The sequence below is a fragment of the Nocardia glycosmidis genome, from assembly GCF_052545115.1.
Window position 1 is genome coordinate 139,084 of record NZ_JBQWRH010000002.1, and the last position, 16,867, is coordinate 155,950.

The window sequence follows — 16,867 nt, forward strand, 5'->3', positions numbered from 1 at the left end:
TCGCCGCACGCCTGGATCGGTCCTGCCCAGAGCCGCTGTGCCCATGGATAGCTCGCTGCGCACCCTCACGGCAGCGATCGTGTCATGCCCGCGTCGCCGCACGCGGGACGGGTCGAATTGCTGGAGTGGCGCGGAAGCGGAGCGGAAACCCGAACGGATCGGGGCGCGCGTACGACTGGCATCTGAACTGCGATTCACTCGTCGGAAAGGCCGCGCCTACGGCTGGCCCGGACACGGCTGGCCCGGACATCGGCGGTCGGGTGCCATCTGAGCGTTATCGTCCTCGCCGGTTGTCCCGTTGGCAACTCGGCACCGCCTGCCGAACCGCCGGATCGAACCGACCTCACGTTGGTGACCAGCGGGAATCACGCCTGATCGGATGCGTGGGCGGGACCTCGACGAAGACGATCGGCACACCGTCGGGATCGCGCAGCCACATCTCGACCAGCCCCCACGGTTCCTCGACGGGGCCGCGGTCGATCGCGATGCCCTTGAGTGCGAGCTCCGCGGCGGCATCGGACAGATCCCGGACCTGAAGCCAGATGGCGCCCCGGAACGACGAGCTGTCCGAGCCGCCATGCGCCGCCAGCTCGATCAGTGACTGCCCAGCGAAGAAGACCGTTCCACCCGGGTACTCCCGCGCGATGGCCAGCCCCAGTCCGTCGCGGTAGAACGCGAGCGTGGCCGCGTAGTCGGCGGGACGCAGGATGATCCGGCTGCTGAGGATGTCCATATCAGAAGTGCCAGGGATAGGGGGTCCAGTCCGGATCGCGCTTCTCCAGGAACGCGTCGCGGCCTTCGACGGCTTCGTCGGTCATGTACGCCATCCTGGTCGCCTCGCCCGCGAACAGTTGCTGGCCGACCAACCCGTCATCGAGCAAATTGAACGCGTACTTCAGCATGCGTTGCGCCTGCGGGGATTTGCCGTTGATGTCGGCCGCCCACTCCAGCGCCACGTCTTCCAGCTCGGCATGGTCGACGACCTTGTTCACCGCCCCCATCTGGTGCATCTCCTCGGCGGTGTAGGGGCGGCCGAGGAAGAAGATCTCGCGGGCGAACTTCTGCCCGACCAGCTTGGCCAGGTACGCGCTGCCGTAGCCGCCGTCGAAGCTGCCCACGTCGGCGTCGGTCTGCTTGAAGCGGGCGTGCTCGCGACTGGCCAGGGTGAGATCGCAGACCACGTGCAGGCTGTGGCCGCCGCCCGCCGCCCACCCGTTCACCAGCGCGATCACCACCTTCGGCATGAAACGGATCAACCGCTGCACCTCGAGAATGTGCAGCCGGCCCGCCCGGGCCCGGTCGACCGTGTCCGCGGTATCGCCGCTGGCGTACTGGTAGCCGCTGCGGCCGCGGATGCGCTGGTCACCGCCCGAGCAGAAGGCCCAGCCGCCGTCCTTCGGGCTCGGGCCGTTCCCGGTGATCAACACCGCGCCGACATCCGGCGTCATCCTGGCGTGGTCGAGTGCGCGATAGAGCTCGTCGACCGTATGCGGCCGGAACGCATTGCGCACCTCCGGCCGGTCGAACGCAACCCGCACCGTGCCCTGCTCGAGATGCCGGTGATAGGTGATGTCGGTCAGGTTCTCGAATCCCGGAACGGGCCGCCACAGCTTCGGATTGAACGTCACGCCTGTGATTATTGCTGTGTTGGATTTGCCGCGCCCGCGGCGCTGCGGGTTCGCGGCTGTGTCGGTTTTTCCAGCGCCTGCGGCGCTGGGTGTTCATCGCCGCCGAATTACTCGATGAGCAGGGCAATCTGCCGCCCGACCGCGAAGCGCCGGTGGTGCAGTTGCCGCCCCGGCAGCCGTAGCCGGGTGAACGCTGGCTCGGGTGCGTATAGTTGCCCTCGCTCGTTCATCAACACTGATCCGGAGGAACCTGAAAGTGGTTGCAGCACTGTCTGAATCCCTGCTCGACGACGCGAAGCGCCCGGCTTTCCTTGCCGATGCCGTCGAGGTTCTCGACGCCGAGGTCTCGGACAAGGGTGGTGCGTCCGGCCTGGCTGTGAAGGGTGGTTACGCGGCGGTCAAGAAGATCAGCCCGTCCATCGTGTCCGATGCGCTGGAGTCGTTGGCGCCCAAGCTCGTCGCACAGTTGGAGCCGTTCTGGCAGGAGTACGCCGCGTCGGGCTCCGGCACGTTCGCCGATCTGCTCGTCGCCAAGTCCGACGAGGTCGCCGAGGCATTGCTCTCGGTTACCGACGCACGGGCCGACGCCTCCACCCGGCCGGCGCTGAAGAAGGTCTACTCCTCGATGCGCTCGTCGGCGAAGAAGAACGTCATCGAGGCGCTGCCGCGGGTCGGCAACCTGGTCCAGAAGCACGCCAACTGACGTGCGAGGTCGCACATCGGGGCGCGTCGGCTGCCCGGCCCTCGATGTGCGACATACGCGCGACTCGAACTCGGCCACACCGCGAAACGTGGCCTAACAGACACTGAGACATCCCCCTCCCGGCGGCGGCGCAGGCGCAACGGTCTGCCAGTCTGGAGGCGTGAACCCGTCTACAGCACAAGCGGCGGTCGTCGTCGACGAGCTCGTGCGCGGGGGCGTACAGGATGTCGTCCTGTGCCCCGGCTCCCGGAACGCTCCGCTGGCCTTCGCTCTGCAAGCCGCCGACGCGGCCGGGCGGCTACGGCTGCACATGCGGATCGACGAACGAACGGCGGGCTTCCTCGCCGTCGGACTCGCGCTCGCGAGCAGGCTCCCGGTGCCGGTCGTGATGACCTCGGGCACCGCGGTGGCCAACCTCGGCCCCGCCGTGCTGGAGGCCAACTACGCCAGGGTCCCGCTGGTGGTGCTCAGCGCCAACCGGCCCTACGAACTGCTCGGTTCCGGCGCCAACCAGACCGTCGAGCAATCCGGCCTGTTCGGCAGCCAGGTCCGGGCCGCCATTTCGCTCGGCCTGGCGGAGCAGGAGGCGGGCGACGCCGACCATCCGCCCTACGGCCAGCAGAACAGTCAGTGGCGCTCGGCGGTCTGCCGAGTGCTCGCGGCGGCGCGCGGCACCCGCTCCGGCAATGCGGGACCGGTGCACTTCGACGTCCCGCTGCGCGAGCCCCTCGTCCCCGACCGGGCGCCGAACGAGGCGGCTCCCGCGGGTCGCGCGGGCGAGTGCGCCTGGACCGAGACCCAGTACGCGACGCTGGACGTGCCGCTCGATCTCGATCTTTCGCCCGACACCGTGGTGATCTCCGGACACGGCGCCGGGCTGCGGCCGGAATTGGCTGCGGTGCCCACCGTCGCCGAACCCACCGCGCCCATGCACGGCCCCGCGCTGCATCCGCTGGCGCTGCCACTGCTGCGGCCCAAGCAGGCGATCATCACCGGACGACCCACGCTGCACCGTCAGGTGTCGAAGGTGCTCGCCGACCCGGATGTCCGCGTGTACGCGCTCACTACGGGTCCACGCTGGCCCGACGTGTCCGGCAACGTGATCGGCACCGGCACTCGCGCGGTGGGCGTCGGCGCGCCGAGCGCCGCGTGGCTGAATCAGTGCCACGAACTGAACGCGAAGGCCGGCCACGCGGTCCGCACCGAACTCGCACGACACCCCAAGCCGACCGGACTGCACGTCGCCGCGGTCGTGATGGACGCGCTACGTGACGGCGACCAACTGCTGCTCGGCGCGTCGAACCCGGTACGCGACGCGGCACTGGTCGCCCACCCCCGCCCACGGATCAAGGTGCTGTCGAATCGAGGCGTTGCCGGTATCGACGGCACGGTGTCGACAGCGGTCGGCGCCGCGCTGCACCACCCGGGCCGCACCATCGCGCTGATCGGCGACCTGACATTCCTGCACGACGCTTCCGGCCTGCTCATCGGCCCCGGGGAACCGCGGCCCGCCGATTTGACCATCGTGGTGGCCAACGACGACGGCGGCGGCATCTTCGAGTTGCTCGAGCAGGGCGATCCGCACTACGCGGGCGTGTTCGAGCGGGTTTTCGGCACCCCACACGGCATGGATTTGGCCGCGCTGTGCGCCGCGTACCGCATCCCGCACCGACAGGTCGATCCAGCGCAGCTGGCCGTCGAGCTGACCGGGCACGCGCACGGCATGCGGGTCCTGGAGGTCGCCACCGAGCGGTCGAGCCTGCGGGAACTGCACGCGTCGGTGCGGGCGAAGATCCAGCCTTGACCGGCGGCGACATCCGAACGGGTCAGTAGCCTTCGTCCTCGAGCTCGTCGTCCAGCGGAACCGAGATGGACTGCTCGACCACGTCCGCCGGATTGGCGTTCCAGATGTCGCGCTCGATGACCACCCGCTCGACGCCTTCTTCCGACTCCGATACGTCATCGGGTAACACCGGCTCCTGGGGATACGCCGGGATGGACTGCTCCGCGAGATCGGCCTCGGGAACCGCGTCAGCAAGGGGATCTGTCATCGTGCGCTCCTCTCCACGTGGGCCCCACGATCGGCATACCCCACATGGCACACCGCAATCAAGGCGTACGAACACTGGACAAAGCCGGCGCCACCACCCCCTATCCCTACTACCGGCCTGCCGGATTTCACCCGCCTGAATCCGCCCGCGGGGTGAGCGGACGCGCGGTCATCGCCTGATCGGCGAGACCGTGCTCGCCGGTCGCGATGACGCGAGCCATCGACGACAGAGCCGTGCAAGGGTGGTGCAAGCGGAGCCCGGCACTGTCATCGGCATGACTTCTTTCGCACCACATTCAGCGCTCGCCGTAGAGGCGAACAGCCTGGTCAAGGTGTTCGGGGAACAGCGCGCCGTCGACGGTGTGAGCCTGGCGGTGCCGCGGGGCTCGGTGTACGGCGTGCTCGGACCGAACGGCGCGGGCAAGACCACGACCATTCGCATGCTGGCGACGCTCTTGCGGCCGGATGGCGGCAGCGCCCGGATCTTCGGCCACGACGTGGTCGCCGAGCCAACGGCGGTCCGCTCGCTGCTCGGCGTCACCGGACAGTACGCCTCGGTCGACGAGGACTTGACCGCCACCGAGAACCTGATCGTCTTCTCCCGACTGCTCGGCCTGAGCCGGATCGACGCCCAGCGCAGGACAGCCGAACTGCTGGAGGAATTCGACCTCGTCGAGGCGGCGACCAAACCGCTGCGCAACTTCTCCGGCGGCATGCGGCGCAGACTCGATCTGGCGGCCAGCCTGATCGCGACGCCGCCGCTGCTGTTCCTGGACGAACCGACCACCGGCCTCGACCCGCGGACCCGCGCCCAGATGTGGGAGACCATCCGCCGCCTCGTGCGCGAGGGCGCCACGGTGCTGCTCACCACGCAGTATCTGGACGAGGCCGATCAGCTGGCCGACCGGATCGCGGTGATCGACCGCGGCAAGGTGATCGCCGACGGCACGGCCGACGAACTCAAAGCGTCGGTGGGCGGCTCCTCCCTGCACTTGACCCTGGTCGATCGCGGCCAGTTGGACGAGGCGCGCCGCATCATCGGCGATTTCCTCGGCATCGAAATTCAAATCACCCCGGAGGTGGGACGGCTCACCGCACCACTGCCCGACGCCGGTGTCGCCGCCGATCTGTTGATCCGCCTGCGCGAGTGGGAGATCAACGTCGACGAGTTCACCGTGAACAAGCCGAGCCTGGACGAAGTCTTCCTCAGCATCACCGGCCACCCGGCCGACGACACCACCGACGAGTCCGACAGGAGCGCGGCATGAGCGGTCAGGCCCGGAGGAGGCAGCACAGCGTAACCACGCAGGGCCCCGCTCATGCCGACACAGGACACAGCATGAGCGGTCAGGCCAGCAGGCGGCAGCACAGCGTAACCACGCAGAGCCCCGCTCATGCCGACACAGGACACAGCATGAGCGGTCAGGCCCGCAGGCGGCAGCACAGCGTAACCACGCAGGGCCCCGCTCACGCCGACAAAGGACACAGCATGAGCGGTCAGGCCCGCAGGCGGCAGCTTGCGTGACCACGGAGGGCCCACACATGCCGACAGAGGACCGCTGAACGGACCGATAGAAGGACACAGCATGACCACCATCACCCCGACCGAAACCGCGGCGCACCATGCCGCGCCGACCCCGCTTCCCGAAGTGAGCAACCGGATTCCGATCGCGCAGGCGGTGGCGAACTCGTTCACCATGGCCTACCGCGGCCTGCTGAAGATCAAGCACAAGCCCGAGCAGCTGTTCGACGTCACCATTCAGCCGATCCTGTTCACCGCCTTGTTCGCCTACATCTTCGGCGGCGCCATCGGCGGCAGTGTGCGGGACTACCTGCCGATCCTGATTCCCGGCATCCTGGTGCAGACCGTGGTGCTCACGTCGGTCGTCACCGGCACCCAGTTGCGCGAGGACATGGACAAGGGCGTCTTCGATCGGTTCAAATCCCTTCCGATCGCCCGTATCTCGCCCCTGGCCGGGGCATTGATCGCGGACATGGTGCGCTACATCATCGCGACCGTGCTGACCATCATCGTCGGACTTTGCATCGGCTATCGGCCCGAAGGCGGCGTGTTCGGTGTCGCCGCGGCGAGTCTGGTCATCGTGGTCTGCTCGTTTGCGATCAGCTGGATCTGGGCGCTGGTCGGGGTCACCGGTAAGAGCGCGGCGGGGGTGCAAGGCATCTCGATGATGATCATGTTTCCGCTGACGTTCATGTCCGGCGCATTCGCGCTGGTGCGCACCATGCCGGGCTGGATGCAGGGGCTCAACCACGCGAATCCCGTGTACTACATGGTGAACGCCTGCCGCGAGTTGATGAACGGCGGCGCGTACGGCGGCGACCTGGCTTGGTCGCTGATCGGCTCGCTGGTCGTGATCGCGATCTTCGCCCCCCTCACCGTCAAGGCGTACATGCGCCGGGCCTGAAGCGCGCGAAGATCTGCACGCCGGGTGACGACCAGTTGCCCGGCGTGCCGTCACGTGTGCAAGCTCTCGGAGTTTGCCACTGCGCCGCGCCGATATATGGCCGCCCAACCATCGCGGGAACGCGCAGAGTGCACCGCCATTCCGTCGCAGTGCACCGAGCAGGGCCCCGATTTCCCGAGACCGACGAAAGGCACCGAGGCGATCGGCATGACACTCGGCCCGATCGTGCGGGGGAAGCGACGTCGACACCGACCTGTCGCCGAAAGCGCCGAGTCGGCCGTCGCGTGGTCTGGCCTGCTCGCTGCGGGTGGGGCCGTCACCATCGATCCCGCCGCCGCGAACACCGTGCGGATCAGCGAGCGTCGTTCAGTTCCTGGATCATCCGCATGATCCGGTCGGCCGAGTCCCTGCGGCGCAGGTGGCCGACCCGGTCGCGTTCCGCCCCGACTCGCTCGGCGCCGAGTATCGTGGCTGCGGCGGCCAGGTGCCGATCCCAGCGCATCGTGGGAAAGTCCTGGCGGCAGAACACATTCGGAGCCAGAACGAGCAGCTCGAGACCACGCGAAACGTGCTGGCCGACAGCCATGAGGTACGAGCCGATCGCACAGGCGACGGCGCCGATCTGCGGCAAGTCCTGGTACTGCGTCATCAGCGGCACCGTGAGCTCGGCCAGTTCCGCGGCCAGGGTCGCGGCGGTATCGGCCGCACCGTAGAGCACCTTCGCGTCGAGCGCCGCCGCGGCGAGCATCAGCGCACCCGGCCCCGGTCCGAGCGCGTGGCCCGGCCAGCCGAGCAGTTCCAGTGCGCGGTGATAGCGAACAAAACCCTCCGCGGTATCGCCCGCCGCGAACGCCACTTCCGCCGAACTCTGCATGACAGTGGACAGCAACCGATTCCGCCCGCCGGTCGAGGTGTCCAGATCCATTGTGCCGAACGCCAGCTCGAGTTCCCGCTCGGCCTGCGTCAGCTCGCCGATGCCCACCAGCGAAGCAACCAGCATGCTGCGGGTCTCCACGGTGTCCTCGTAAGCGCCGAGCCGCTGCAGCAGCTCCAACGAACGGCGGTAGTAGGTCACCGATTCGGCGTACTGGGCGATCTGGCCGCATACCTGGCCGAGGTGGCGGCACACCATGGCCACGCTCCAGACGTTGTCGTGCCCGAAGATCTCCAGCGCCCTGATCGCATCGACGGTCGAGCCACGCACATCGCCGAGGTTCTCCCGGACGTTGGCGCGCAGCAGCAGCGCCGTAGCCCTGGTCTCCGGATCGGTCGAGCGCAGAGCTTCGGCGATCAGTCTGCCGAGTCCGCGTCCGTCGAACCTGGTGAGCACGACCCGGCCGATGAAGCGGTTGTTCTCGGTGAGATCGGCGGCGCGGTGGCGCAGCAGTCGGCGCGCCCGCAGGCGCAGCCGGGCGAGCTCGCGGGCGCTGCCGCCGCTGTAAGCGAGGTGCAGGAACATCATCTCGTAGGTGACGAGCACGAGGTCGGGGCTCGGGGCGTCCGGACCGAAGGCGATCGGGTCCAGCTCGACGACGCGCTGTGCCCACGCGACGACCTCCATGTGCGAACCGCGGATCACCCACAGTGTCCCGACCACCGGGAAGACCGTGTACGCCGTCGAGGTGTCTCGTCGTTCCAGCGCGCAGCGCAGCGCCGCGAGCAGATTGTCCAGCTCCGCCGCCACCGACAGCGCGAGCCGGAACTGATCGCCGGTCAGATGTCGGCGCGCCACGTCGTCGGCATAGTTCTTGGCCCACCGCATCATTCGGGTGTCGACCGTTTCCGCCTCGCCCGCGATCCCGGTCAATCGCTCTTCGCCGAATTCGCGCACCGTCTCCAGCATCCGGTAGCGGATACCGAGTACCTCGTCATCCAGCACGGTGAGCAGCGACTGATCGACCAGTCCGTCGACGGCCGCGGCGACGTCCACCAGATCGGCGCCGCCCGCCACCGCTTCGGCGGCCGACAGCGTGAATCCAGCCGGGAACCGGCATAATCGGCGCAGCGCCACCTGCTGTGCGGTGTCGAGCAGGTTCCAGCTCCAGTCGATCACCGCGTGCAGGGTGCGGTGCCGCTCGGGCGAGCTGCGGTCACCGTGGCGCAACAGCGCGAAACGGTCGGCCAGCCGTTCGTTGATCTCCTCGACGCTCATCACCCGCACCCGGGCGGCGGCCAGCTCGATGGCCAGCGGCAGCCCGTCGAGGGTCTGGCAGAGCTGCGCGACGACGTCCGGGGCGAGCCGCACGGTCGGCCGTACCGCCCTGGCGCGCGCGGCGAACAGCTCCGTCGCCGGCGAGCCCGCCGGGTCGATGGTCAAGGGCGGCAACGGATACACGGTCTCCGCGGTGATCGACAGCGGCGACCGGCTCGTGGTGAGCACGGTGAGCCGGTTCGCGATGCCGATCAGGTCGGCGACCACCACGGCGACGGCGTCGATCAGGTGCTCGCAGTTGTCCAGGATGAGCAGCATGGAGCGTGCCGACACAGCATCGTGCAACCGTCGGCGAGCGTCGATAGCCTGTCCGGAGCGCAGTGCGGCTGGGTCGAAGGTGACATCGCTGAGCCCGAGCGTCGCGGCGATCGCCGCCTCGATCTCGACTCTGGCGTCGGCGGCCTCGGCGCGCACCGAGGCGAGCTCGACCAGCACCACCGGACGCGAGCCTGCCGCGCGGGTGCCGATTTCGTTGGCGACCCTGGTCTTTCCCACACCGCCCGGGCCGAGCACAGTCACCACGCGCGAATCGCACAGCAGGTCGGCGAGCACGGCGAGCTCGGCCGCACGGCCGAACAGCGCGTTGGGCGCGGCGCGCAGGCCGATGGCGGCGGGCGGCGGTTCCGCGACGAGCTCGGCCGCGTGTGACGGTCCTCGCGATGGGTCCGCCGCGCTACCGGCCACAGCCGTCGAGGCGGGCGCGAAACCGCTCCGGAAGCCGCCGGCCTCCGCGGACACACCAGTAGAGCCCCGCTGCGCCGCCGCGCGGCCCACCCCCTCCCCCCGCAGGATCGCCGTGTGCAACGCGGCAAGCGCCGGTCCCGGGTCGGCGCCGAGCTGCTCGACCAGCCGGGAACGGAAGGCCGCGAAAGATTCCAACGCCTCATTGGCCCGCCCCGCCGCGGCCAGCAGACGCATCAAGGTCTGCTGCGCGTCCTCGTCCAGTGCATCGGCGGCGACGCGGCGGCGGGCCAGACGCAGAGCGCCGTCGATATCGCCGCCGCCCTCCCGCGCGGTCAGCTCGAGGTCGTCGAGTTCGGCGAGCAGATGCCCGGCCGTGGCGCGCAGGTCATCGGCGATATCACCGGGGGGCAGGTCGGCGCCGGGTTCGCCACGCCACAGCGCCCGCGCCTGCCCGATCGCCGCGAGGCACGCGGCTGGATCGCCCGCGGTGTAGTAGCGGCGAGCCGCTCGCAACCTTTCGCCGGCCGAGGTCACATCGACTTGCCCGCCACCGAACGTCAGCCGGTAGCCCGCGGGGCCGATCTCCAGCGCGCCTTCCGGCAGCGCGGCACGCAGCCGAGAGACCTGGGTGTGCAGCGCGTTCATCGGCGACCGCGGCGGCTGTTCGCCCCAGACGTCATCGATCAGGGCCTGCGCGCTGCGGCTGCGGCCCGGCCGCAGCGCCAGCGCCGCGAGCAGGAGCCGGGAACGCGCACCGGGCAGCGGCGTCAGCGCACCGTCACGGCGCAGCGACACCTCGCCCAGCAGGGCCACCACGACCGATTCGCCTGCGGGCGTTGTCACTGCTCGACGGTGGCCGTGCGGGCCGTTGTGCTCCGGAAACATCCCGCGGTCATCGTAGGCGAGCGGCCCGGCCGAGCCGACACGATTCTGTTGCCGCCGCTGCGAGTCATCGCCTCGCATAGGCTGATCTCATGGCTGAGTTCGAGGTGGTCCGGTCGGCTGTGATCACGGCCGAGCCCGCGCGAGTGCACGCGCTGATCAACGATTTTCACGAGTGGGTCCAGTGGTCGCCCTGGGAGGACCTCGACCCGCAGTTGCAGCGCAGTTATTCCGGCGCGGACTCCGGCGTGGGCGCCCGCTACGCTTGGAGCGGCAACCGCAAGGCGGGCGCGGGCGGCATGGAGATCACCGCCAGCAGCGAGCGGCAGATCGGGGTGCGCCTCGAATTCCGGAAACCGATGAAGGCCACCAATCAGGTGACCTTCACGCTGGACCCGGTCGAGACCGGCACCGAGGTGATCTGGCGGATGACCGGACAACAGACCGGCCTGATGGGCCTCATCGGCAAACTCATCCCGATGGACAAATTCGTCGGCCGGGACTTCGAGAAGGGACTCGCCCGCTTGCAGCAGGCAGCGACGGCCTGATCCCCGCACGCAGGCTGAGGACGGACTACGTCCGACTGCGCGCATTATGCTGCGGATATGGCTACTGCAGCGCAATGGATCGAGGGCGCGCGACCGCGTACCCTGCCGAATGCGATCGCTCCCGTGCTCGCCGGGACCGGCGCCGCCGCGTCCATCGACGGCGCGGTGTGGTGGAAGGCTGTTCTCGCGCTGCTGGTTTCGCTGGCGCTGATCATCGGCGTCAACTACGCCAACGACTACTCCGACGGCATCCGTGGCACCGACGACGACCGGGTCGGTCCCGTGCGCTTGGTCGGGCAGCGACTGGCTTCCCCCGCCGCCGTGAAGAACGCCGCCATCGCCAGCCTCGCCATCGGCGCGGTCTTCGGCCTGATTCTCGTCGTCACCAGCGCGTGGTGGCTACTGCTGATCGGCGCGGTCTGCCTGGCCGGGGCCTGGTACTACACCGGGGGCAGCAAGCCCTACGGGTACAGCGGATTCGGCGAGCTGGCGGTGTTCGTCTTCTTCGGCCTGATCGGCGTGCTCGGCACCCAGTTCGTGCAGGCGAACCGAATCGACTGGGTGGGTGCGCTGCTCGCGATCTCGGTGGGCGCGTTTTCCAGCGCCGTGCTCGTCGCGAACAACCTGCGCGACATCCCCACCGACACCGACTCCGGGAAGGTCACCCTCGCGGTGAAACTCGGCGCCACCCGTACCCGCACCCTGCATCTCGTGCTGCTCACGGTGCCGTTCATCGTGACGTTGATCCTGGTCGTTCGTACGCCGTTGGCGCTGGCCGGGCTGATCGCCATTCCGCTGGCGGTGCGCGCCAACGCGCCGGTGCGCGCCGGCAAAAGCGGGCCGGAACTGATCCCCGCGCTGCGCGATTCCGGCTTAGCGCTGCTGGCCTGGTCGGCGGTGATCGCACTGGCGGTGGGTCTCGGTTAGTGGAGCGTGGTTGCTCCCGACAGCAACCGCCGCGGCCGCACTCTCACTTCGACCGAAGCGATCGAGCATTCGCCGTTCGCGGTCCGGCTCCGGTCCGAGTGTCCGGGTCGGCGACGAAGTCGCCGGCCGGGGCTCGCCGGGACACGAGCCGGACCGCGAAGCCGCGAAAACACAGCGTCGCAGGCGATCAGTCCTCGTCGGGAACCAGGATGCCGAGCACCCAGTTCACCAGCGAGACGATGATGCCACCGAACACGGCCGCCCAGAAACCCTCCACGCGCAGGCCGTAGTCGGTGAAGGCGTCGGTGATCTCGGCGGTCAGCCAGAGCATGAGCGCGTTGATCAGCAGCAGGAACAGGCCGAGGGTGACGATCACCAGCGGCAGCGACAGCAGCTTGACGATCGGTTTGACCAGTGCGTTGACTGCCGTGAACACCGCGGCCACCGCGAGCACGACGGCGATCTTGGCGCCGGTGCCCCCTTCCGGGGCGAGGATGTCGATTTTGTCGACCCAGACGGCGGCCAGCCAGATGGCGACCGCGTTGATGACCAACCGAATCACAAGCTGCATGGGCCAATGCTAGGCCCGAGGTGGGGACACGCGCCGCCGGAAGCACGAACTCCGACAGCGCATCTCCGCTCGGCTGTGTTGCTCGTTCGCTCGCTCAGGCCGCACGATCGAGCAGGGCGTGCACCTTGGGACGCAACTCGTGGATCGCCGCGAGGCCGCCGAACAGGCGCTCGGTGGTCTCGTTCGGCGCCCGAAGGATGCCGAGCACGATATGCCCGGATTCGATGGTCTTGTCCTTACGCGCCAGCGCCTCACGCAGGGAGAGTTCGAGCACCTTCTTCGCCTGCCGGGTGAACGGAATATGCCCGTACCCGCCGCGCGGCCAGGCGCGCGGCCCCCGCTGGTCCGGCGCCGCGCGGTCCAGCGCGTCCTCGCCGAAGTGCGCCTCCAGCGATTCCCGGACGGCATCCAGATCGATGCCGATCGATCGCAAGGCCTCGGCGTCCTCTGGACCGAGCGGTTCGTCCTTGTCCGGCTCGGCCAGTGCGCGGCGGACGCCCTCGCGAGTGAGTCCCGCGTGCGCGAGCAGCGCCGTCAACTCCTGCTCGGTGTGCGCGAGCAGGCCGAGCAGCACATGCTCCACCTCGATATTCGACGCGCCGAGTTCGCGGGCGTCCTCCTGGGCGGCGACGATCGCCGTGCGCGCCGACCTGCTGAACCGTTCGAACATCAGCGGCCCCTGCCTTTCCGGTTGTACTTCTGGTGGACTGCCTGCTTGCTGACCTCGAGCGCTTCCGCGATCGCCTGCCACGACCAGCCCTGGGCACGGGCATTGGCCACCTGGATCGCTTCGAGACGTTCGAGCAGCCTGCGCAGCGCGAGCACCGCGCGCAGCCCGACCCTCGGGTCGGGGCTGCCCGCGGCGGCCGCCAATGTGGTTGCTTCCGTCATGTGTCAATTTTGATTGACATCGTCGAGTGATGTCAACAAAAATTGACAACGGAGAACGCCGAGGAGCCCGACTCTGCTATCGGCGAACTGTGGCTACCGGCCGCTTCGGCAATCCCGCGGCCGCGAGAACTCGCGACGGCTTCGAACCGCTCAACCGCCCCAGATACCGGTTGCCAGGAACTTGTCCAAGATCATGGTCGGCTCGGCGAGGCTCAAACCCTGCGACGCGACCCACCCGTCATCGAAATATGTTCCCGCATAACGATCGCCACCATCACAGAGCAGTGTGACCACGCTGCCGCTGCTCCCCTCGGCGATCATTTCCGCAATGAGGGCGAACACACCCCACAGATTGGTGCCGGTCGATCCGCCCACCCGGCGCCCGAGCCGTGCGCTCGCATGCCGCGCGGCCGCGATCGAGGCAGCGTCCGGCACCTCGAACATCCGGTCCACCACCTGCCCGACGAACGACGGCTCCACCCTGGGTCGGCCGATCCCCTCGATGCGCGAGGGCATGCCGGTCTGGTAAGCCGAGTCGCCGGTCTGGTACCCGCCGTAGAACGCGGAATTCTCCGGGTCGACCACGGCCAATTTCGTTGCGTGCCGGCGATACCGGATATAGCGACCGATGGTGGCGCTGGTGCCTCCAGTGCCGGCGCCGACCACGATCCACTTCGGCACCGGATGGGTCTCCAACGTCATCTGATCGAAGATCGATTCGGCGATGTTGTTGTTGCCGCGCCAGTCGGTGGCCCGCTCGGCGTGGGTGAACTGATCCATGTAGTGACCGCCGCATTCGGCCGCCAAGCGCGCCGCCTCGGTGTACATGTCCGGCGGACGCCGCACGAAATGACAGCGGCCCCCCTGCGCCTCGATCAGCGCGACCTTCTGCGGGGAGGTGCTCGCGGGCATCACCGCGACGAAGTCGAGGCCAAGGAGTTTCGCGAAGTAGGCCTCGCTGATCGCGGTCGACCCAGAAGATGCCTCCACCACGGTGGTGCCCGCGGTGACCCAGCCGTTGCAGATCGCGTACAGGAACAGCGAGCGGGCCAGGCGATGTTTGAGACTGCCGGTGATGTGGGTCGACTCGTCTTTGAGATACAACTGCACGTTCCACTGCGCGGGCAACGGGTAGCGCAGCAGATGAGTGTCGGCGCTGCGCTGGGCGTCGGCGTCGATCAGCCGCACCGCGTTGTCGACCCAATCGCGCGGGGCGGCGTGGTCGCAGGACCTCACGCAGTCGTCCCCGAGTCCGGGGGATCGCGCGGATCCTCGCCGCGCAGCCGCGCTCGCAGCTGAGCTTTGTCGCGGCGTCTGCGCTCGTCGACCAGGGCGATGTCCTCGTTGACCCTGGCGCGCAGCCGCTTGAACAGGGTCAGCGACAGCGGCATCGCGATGATCAAGGCGAACAACGCGGCGACCACCAGCGGTATGTCCACCGACGCCACTTTGGCGGCCAGCACGATCACCGCGGTGAGCACTACCACGAGACCCAACCTCGCGACCGTATACAGTGCAAGATTCCGGGCCAGCCGACGACCTGCGCCAGCGGTTTGCTGTCCGGAAGCCTTTTCTGGTGGAGTTGCGTCACGCACATACGCCAGCCTATGCGAAGCTGTTGCCCGCACCCGGTGCACGCCCCATAGCCGGGAGTGAGGCGCACATCCTTTTTGTCTATTACCTCCCCTTTACCAACAGTAGGTAGTTCGAGTACTTAGGGGTTTCAGTGCGACGATGGCGCCATCTGATGAGGGAACTGTCGAGAACGGAGAGGTTTGCTATGACTGCGATCACCGTCGGCGGCCAGGACACCCTGCTGACTCCGGGCCAGGTTGCTGCCCTGTTCCACGTCGACCCCAAGACCGTGACGCGCTGGGCCCACGCCGGGCGTCTCGGGTCGCTGCGCACACCGGGCGGACATCGCCGGTTCCGCGAAGCGGAAGTACTCCAGCTGCTCGAGTCGCTGACCACCGAGGCGACTGCACGCTGATCGCAGGGAGCGCGGGCCCCTCGTCGCTCGGGCCCGCGCTCACCCGCAGGCGGATACAGCGTCTGCGGTGTGCTGAAGTCACGACCGCGACTACCCTCGTAACCAGGAGGTGAGCGACGTGACGTTCCTATTGGCACTCATCGCAGTGGTGGCAATCGCGGTGTTGTGCTGGAAGGCGTTCGGCCCCAACCGGACCGGACCTACTCTCCCGCAAACGCGTTCACCACGGCGCAAGCGCATCATCGGGCCCGACGACGACCCGGAGTTCCTCTGGCGGCTGTCCCGCCAGCACCGTGACGGCGAGTCCGGTTCCGCCGAGCGCTGACGCGATTCGCCGGGTACACCCAGCGCGATCAGGCGTGGATTCCCCTCGTTCCGCGCCGCGCGTTTCACTGTGACGTCGTCCCAGCGGGGTAGCCCCTCGTCCCGCCGGGACGCACGGATATCGGCAATTCGGTCCGAGCTCGGCAGGCGCGCTGCGGTGCGCCTGCCGCACCGACCCATGCGCCGATCAGGGCTCGCCGCGGACAACCGCCAGCAACGCGTCCGTGAAGGGCTGGCCACCCTGGATGGCGCCGCCCGCGATCGCGCCGACGACCAGGCCGACCGGGCCGGTGATGATGCTGAAGAAGCCCAGGCCGATCAGTGCTCCGATCAGACCGCCGAGCACGGCGCCACCGACCACGCCGACGACGTTCTTGTTCAATTCGGCGATCAGGCGATTCATCGAGCTGATCGGCTGCATCTCGCCGATCTGCTTCGCATCCGCCACCGGCGTGAGCGCCAGATGCCGTCCGTTGTCGCTGATCTCGTGTGCGACCGCCAGCTTGCTTCCGGAAACGTGGAAGCTCACTGGCACCTCGGCGACCACCGCACCGGTGTCGGAAGTCAGTTCGATCTTGGTACCGTCGTCGACGACCGCGAAGCTGCCGTGCTCGACATCGGTGGTGATAGCACCGGTTTCGCGGGAGACCGTGGTGCGGTAGTCGACGCCCTGCTCGACGCCGACCGTCACCGTCTCCTTATCCGCGTGCACGGGTTGCGCGTTCGCGGCCCCCGCCGTGATACCCACGGCGGCAACCGCACTGAGCGTGATGGCGGCAATAGTGCCGAACTTCATTCTGGAACCCTTCTCACCGAGACCACCGGCACCCGAGACCGGATGGCGTGCGACTTGTAAGCGCCGGTAGCTTGTTGCCCGACTCGGCGATCGGCACACGTCCCGCCGAAGGTTCGTTACACAACTGTGATCAGTCCGTCCGACCAGGACGACAAGCAGATTGACGCCGAGGGCAAATCCTGTGCCTGGAGACAAAACTCGACGCGATCGCGGGCTGTGGTGTAAGCATGGCGTG

General features: G+C 68.3%; 18 protein-coding genes. 8 read left to right on the top strand and 10 right to left on the bottom strand.

Annotation, left to right across the window (positions count from 1 at the left end; translation table 11 throughout):
* Window positions 1-343 precede the first annotated feature (343 nt).
* Window positions 344-733: a VOC family protein gene (locus ACT86A_RS03070; protein ID WP_445090432.1), complete on the bottom strand. Its 390-nt coding sequence runs from the start codon at window positions 731-733 to the stop codon at window positions 344-346.
* Window position 734: 1 nt separating this feature from the next.
* Window positions 735-1,628: a 1,4-dihydroxy-2-naphthoyl-CoA synthase gene (locus ACT86A_RS03075; RefSeq protein ID WP_445090433.1), complete on the bottom strand. Its 894-nt coding sequence runs from the start codon at window positions 1,626-1,628 to the stop codon at window positions 735-737.
* 256 nt (window positions 1,629-1,884) lie between these two features.
* Between ACT86A_RS03075 and ACT86A_RS03080 the strand changes: the two genes are divergently transcribed.
* A complete protein-coding gene (locus ACT86A_RS03080) occupies window positions 1,885-2,331 on the top strand; it encodes a DUF6918 family protein (RefSeq protein ID WP_445090434.1) in 447 nt (148 codons plus the stop codon).
* Between the two features lie 160 nt (window positions 2,332-2,491).
* Complete coding sequence (menD, locus tag ACT86A_RS03085; RefSeq protein ID WP_445090435.1) at window positions 2,492-4,135, top strand: 2-succinyl-5-enolpyruvyl-6-hydroxy-3-cyclohexene-1-carboxylic-acid synthase; 1,644 nt, start codon at window positions 2,492-2,494, stop codon at window positions 4,133-4,135.
* A 22-nt stretch (window positions 4,136-4,157) separates the two neighbouring features.
* Here the strand turns inward: menD and ACT86A_RS03090 are convergent, their stop codons facing one another.
* Window positions 4,158-4,382, bottom strand: a complete 225-nt coding sequence (locus tag ACT86A_RS03090; protein WP_445090436.1) for an Rv3202a family protein — start codon at window positions 4,380-4,382, stop codon at window positions 4,158-4,160.
* A 274-nt stretch (window positions 4,383-4,656) separates the two neighbouring features.
* Between ACT86A_RS03090 and ACT86A_RS03095 the strand changes: the two genes are divergently transcribed.
* Both ACT86A_RS03095 and ACT86A_RS03100 read left to right on the top strand, forming a co-directional pair.
* Window positions 4,657-5,649 carry an ATP-binding cassette domain-containing protein gene (locus ACT86A_RS03095; RefSeq protein ID WP_445090437.1) on the top strand — a complete coding sequence of 331 codons (993 nt, stop codon included), beginning with the start codon at window positions 4,657-4,659 and terminating at the stop codon, window positions 5,647-5,649.
* A gap of 327 nt (window positions 5,650-5,976) precedes the next feature.
* Window positions 5,977-6,807, top strand: coding sequence for an ABC transporter permease (locus tag ACT86A_RS03100; protein WP_445090668.1), 831 nt, complete (start codon window positions 5,977-5,979; stop codon window positions 6,805-6,807).
* 352 nt (window positions 6,808-7,159) lie between these two features.
* On the opposite strand, the gene ACT86A_RS03105 is transcribed toward ACT86A_RS03100, so the two are convergent.
* The gene (locus ACT86A_RS03105; RefSeq protein ID WP_445090438.1) at window positions 7,160-10,546 is read right to left on the bottom strand and encodes an AfsR/SARP family transcriptional regulator; all 3,387 of its coding nucleotides are present in this window, start codon (window positions 10,544-10,546) and stop codon (window positions 7,160-7,162) included.
* A 131-nt stretch (window positions 10,547-10,677) separates the two neighbouring features.
* On the opposite strand from ACT86A_RS03105, the gene ACT86A_RS03110 reads away from it, so the two are divergent.
* Complete coding sequence (locus tag ACT86A_RS03110; protein WP_445090439.1) at window positions 10,678-11,133, top strand: SRPBCC family protein; 456 nt, start codon at window positions 10,678-10,680, stop codon at window positions 11,131-11,133.
* Between the two features lie 57 nt (window positions 11,134-11,190).
* The gene (locus tag ACT86A_RS03115; protein WP_445090440.1) at window positions 11,191-12,060 is read left to right on the top strand and encodes a 1,4-dihydroxy-2-naphthoate polyprenyltransferase; all 870 of its coding nucleotides are present in this window, start codon (window positions 11,191-11,193) and stop codon (window positions 12,058-12,060) included.
* A 187-nt stretch (window positions 12,061-12,247) separates the two neighbouring features.
* On the opposite strand, the gene ACT86A_RS03120 is transcribed toward ACT86A_RS03115, so the two are convergent.
* The 5 genes from ACT86A_RS03120 to ACT86A_RS03140 form a co-directional block, all read right to left on the bottom strand.
* On the bottom strand, window positions 12,248-12,631 hold the full coding sequence (locus tag ACT86A_RS03120; protein WP_067468876.1) for a phage holin family protein: 384 nt from the start codon (window positions 12,629-12,631) through the stop codon (window positions 12,248-12,250).
* Window positions 12,632-12,725: 94 nt separating this feature from the next.
* Window positions 12,726-13,301, bottom strand: coding sequence for a Clp protease N-terminal domain-containing protein (locus ACT86A_RS03125; protein WP_445090441.1), 576 nt, complete (start codon window positions 13,299-13,301; stop codon window positions 12,726-12,728).
* Complete coding sequence (locus ACT86A_RS03130; protein WP_445090442.1) at window positions 13,301-13,522, bottom strand: helix-turn-helix domain-containing protein; 222 nt, start codon at window positions 13,520-13,522, stop codon at window positions 13,301-13,303. The genes ACT86A_RS03125 and ACT86A_RS03130 overlap by 1 nt, the downstream gene beginning before the upstream one ends.
* 150 nt (window positions 13,523-13,672) lie before the next feature.
* On the bottom strand, window positions 13,673-14,758 hold the full coding sequence (gene cds1, locus ACT86A_RS03135) for an L-cysteine desulfhydrase Cds1 (protein ID WP_445090443.1): 1,086 nt from the start codon (window positions 14,756-14,758) through the stop codon (window positions 13,673-13,675).
* Window positions 14,755-15,054 (bottom strand): DUF4229 domain-containing protein, encoded by a 300-nt coding sequence (locus ACT86A_RS03140; RefSeq protein WP_445090669.1) that lies wholly within the window; start codon window positions 15,052-15,054, stop codon window positions 14,755-14,757. Before ACT86A_RS03140 ends, cds1 begins: the two co-directional genes overlap by 4 nt.
* Before the next feature lie 248 nt (window positions 15,055-15,302).
* On the opposite strand from ACT86A_RS03140, the gene ACT86A_RS03145 reads away from it, so the two are divergent.
* Both ACT86A_RS03145 and ACT86A_RS03150 read left to right on the top strand, forming a co-directional pair.
* Complete coding sequence (locus ACT86A_RS03145; protein WP_445090444.1) at window positions 15,303-15,512, top strand: BldC family transcriptional regulator; 210 nt, start codon at window positions 15,303-15,305, stop codon at window positions 15,510-15,512.
* Window positions 15,513-15,630: 118 nt separating this feature from the next.
* The gene (locus ACT86A_RS03150; RefSeq protein ID WP_445090445.1) at window positions 15,631-15,837 is read left to right on the top strand and encodes a hypothetical protein; all 207 of its coding nucleotides are present in this window, start codon (window positions 15,631-15,633) and stop codon (window positions 15,835-15,837) included.
* A 186-nt stretch (window positions 15,838-16,023) separates the two neighbouring features.
* Here ACT86A_RS03150 and ACT86A_RS03155 read toward each other — a convergent pair whose 3' ends face one another.
* Window positions 16,024-16,632 carry a DUF8020 domain-containing protein gene (locus ACT86A_RS03155; protein ID WP_445090446.1) on the bottom strand — a complete coding sequence of 203 codons (609 nt, stop codon included), beginning with the start codon at window positions 16,630-16,632 and terminating at the stop codon, window positions 16,024-16,026.
* Window positions 16,633-16,867: the final 235 nt, after the last annotated feature.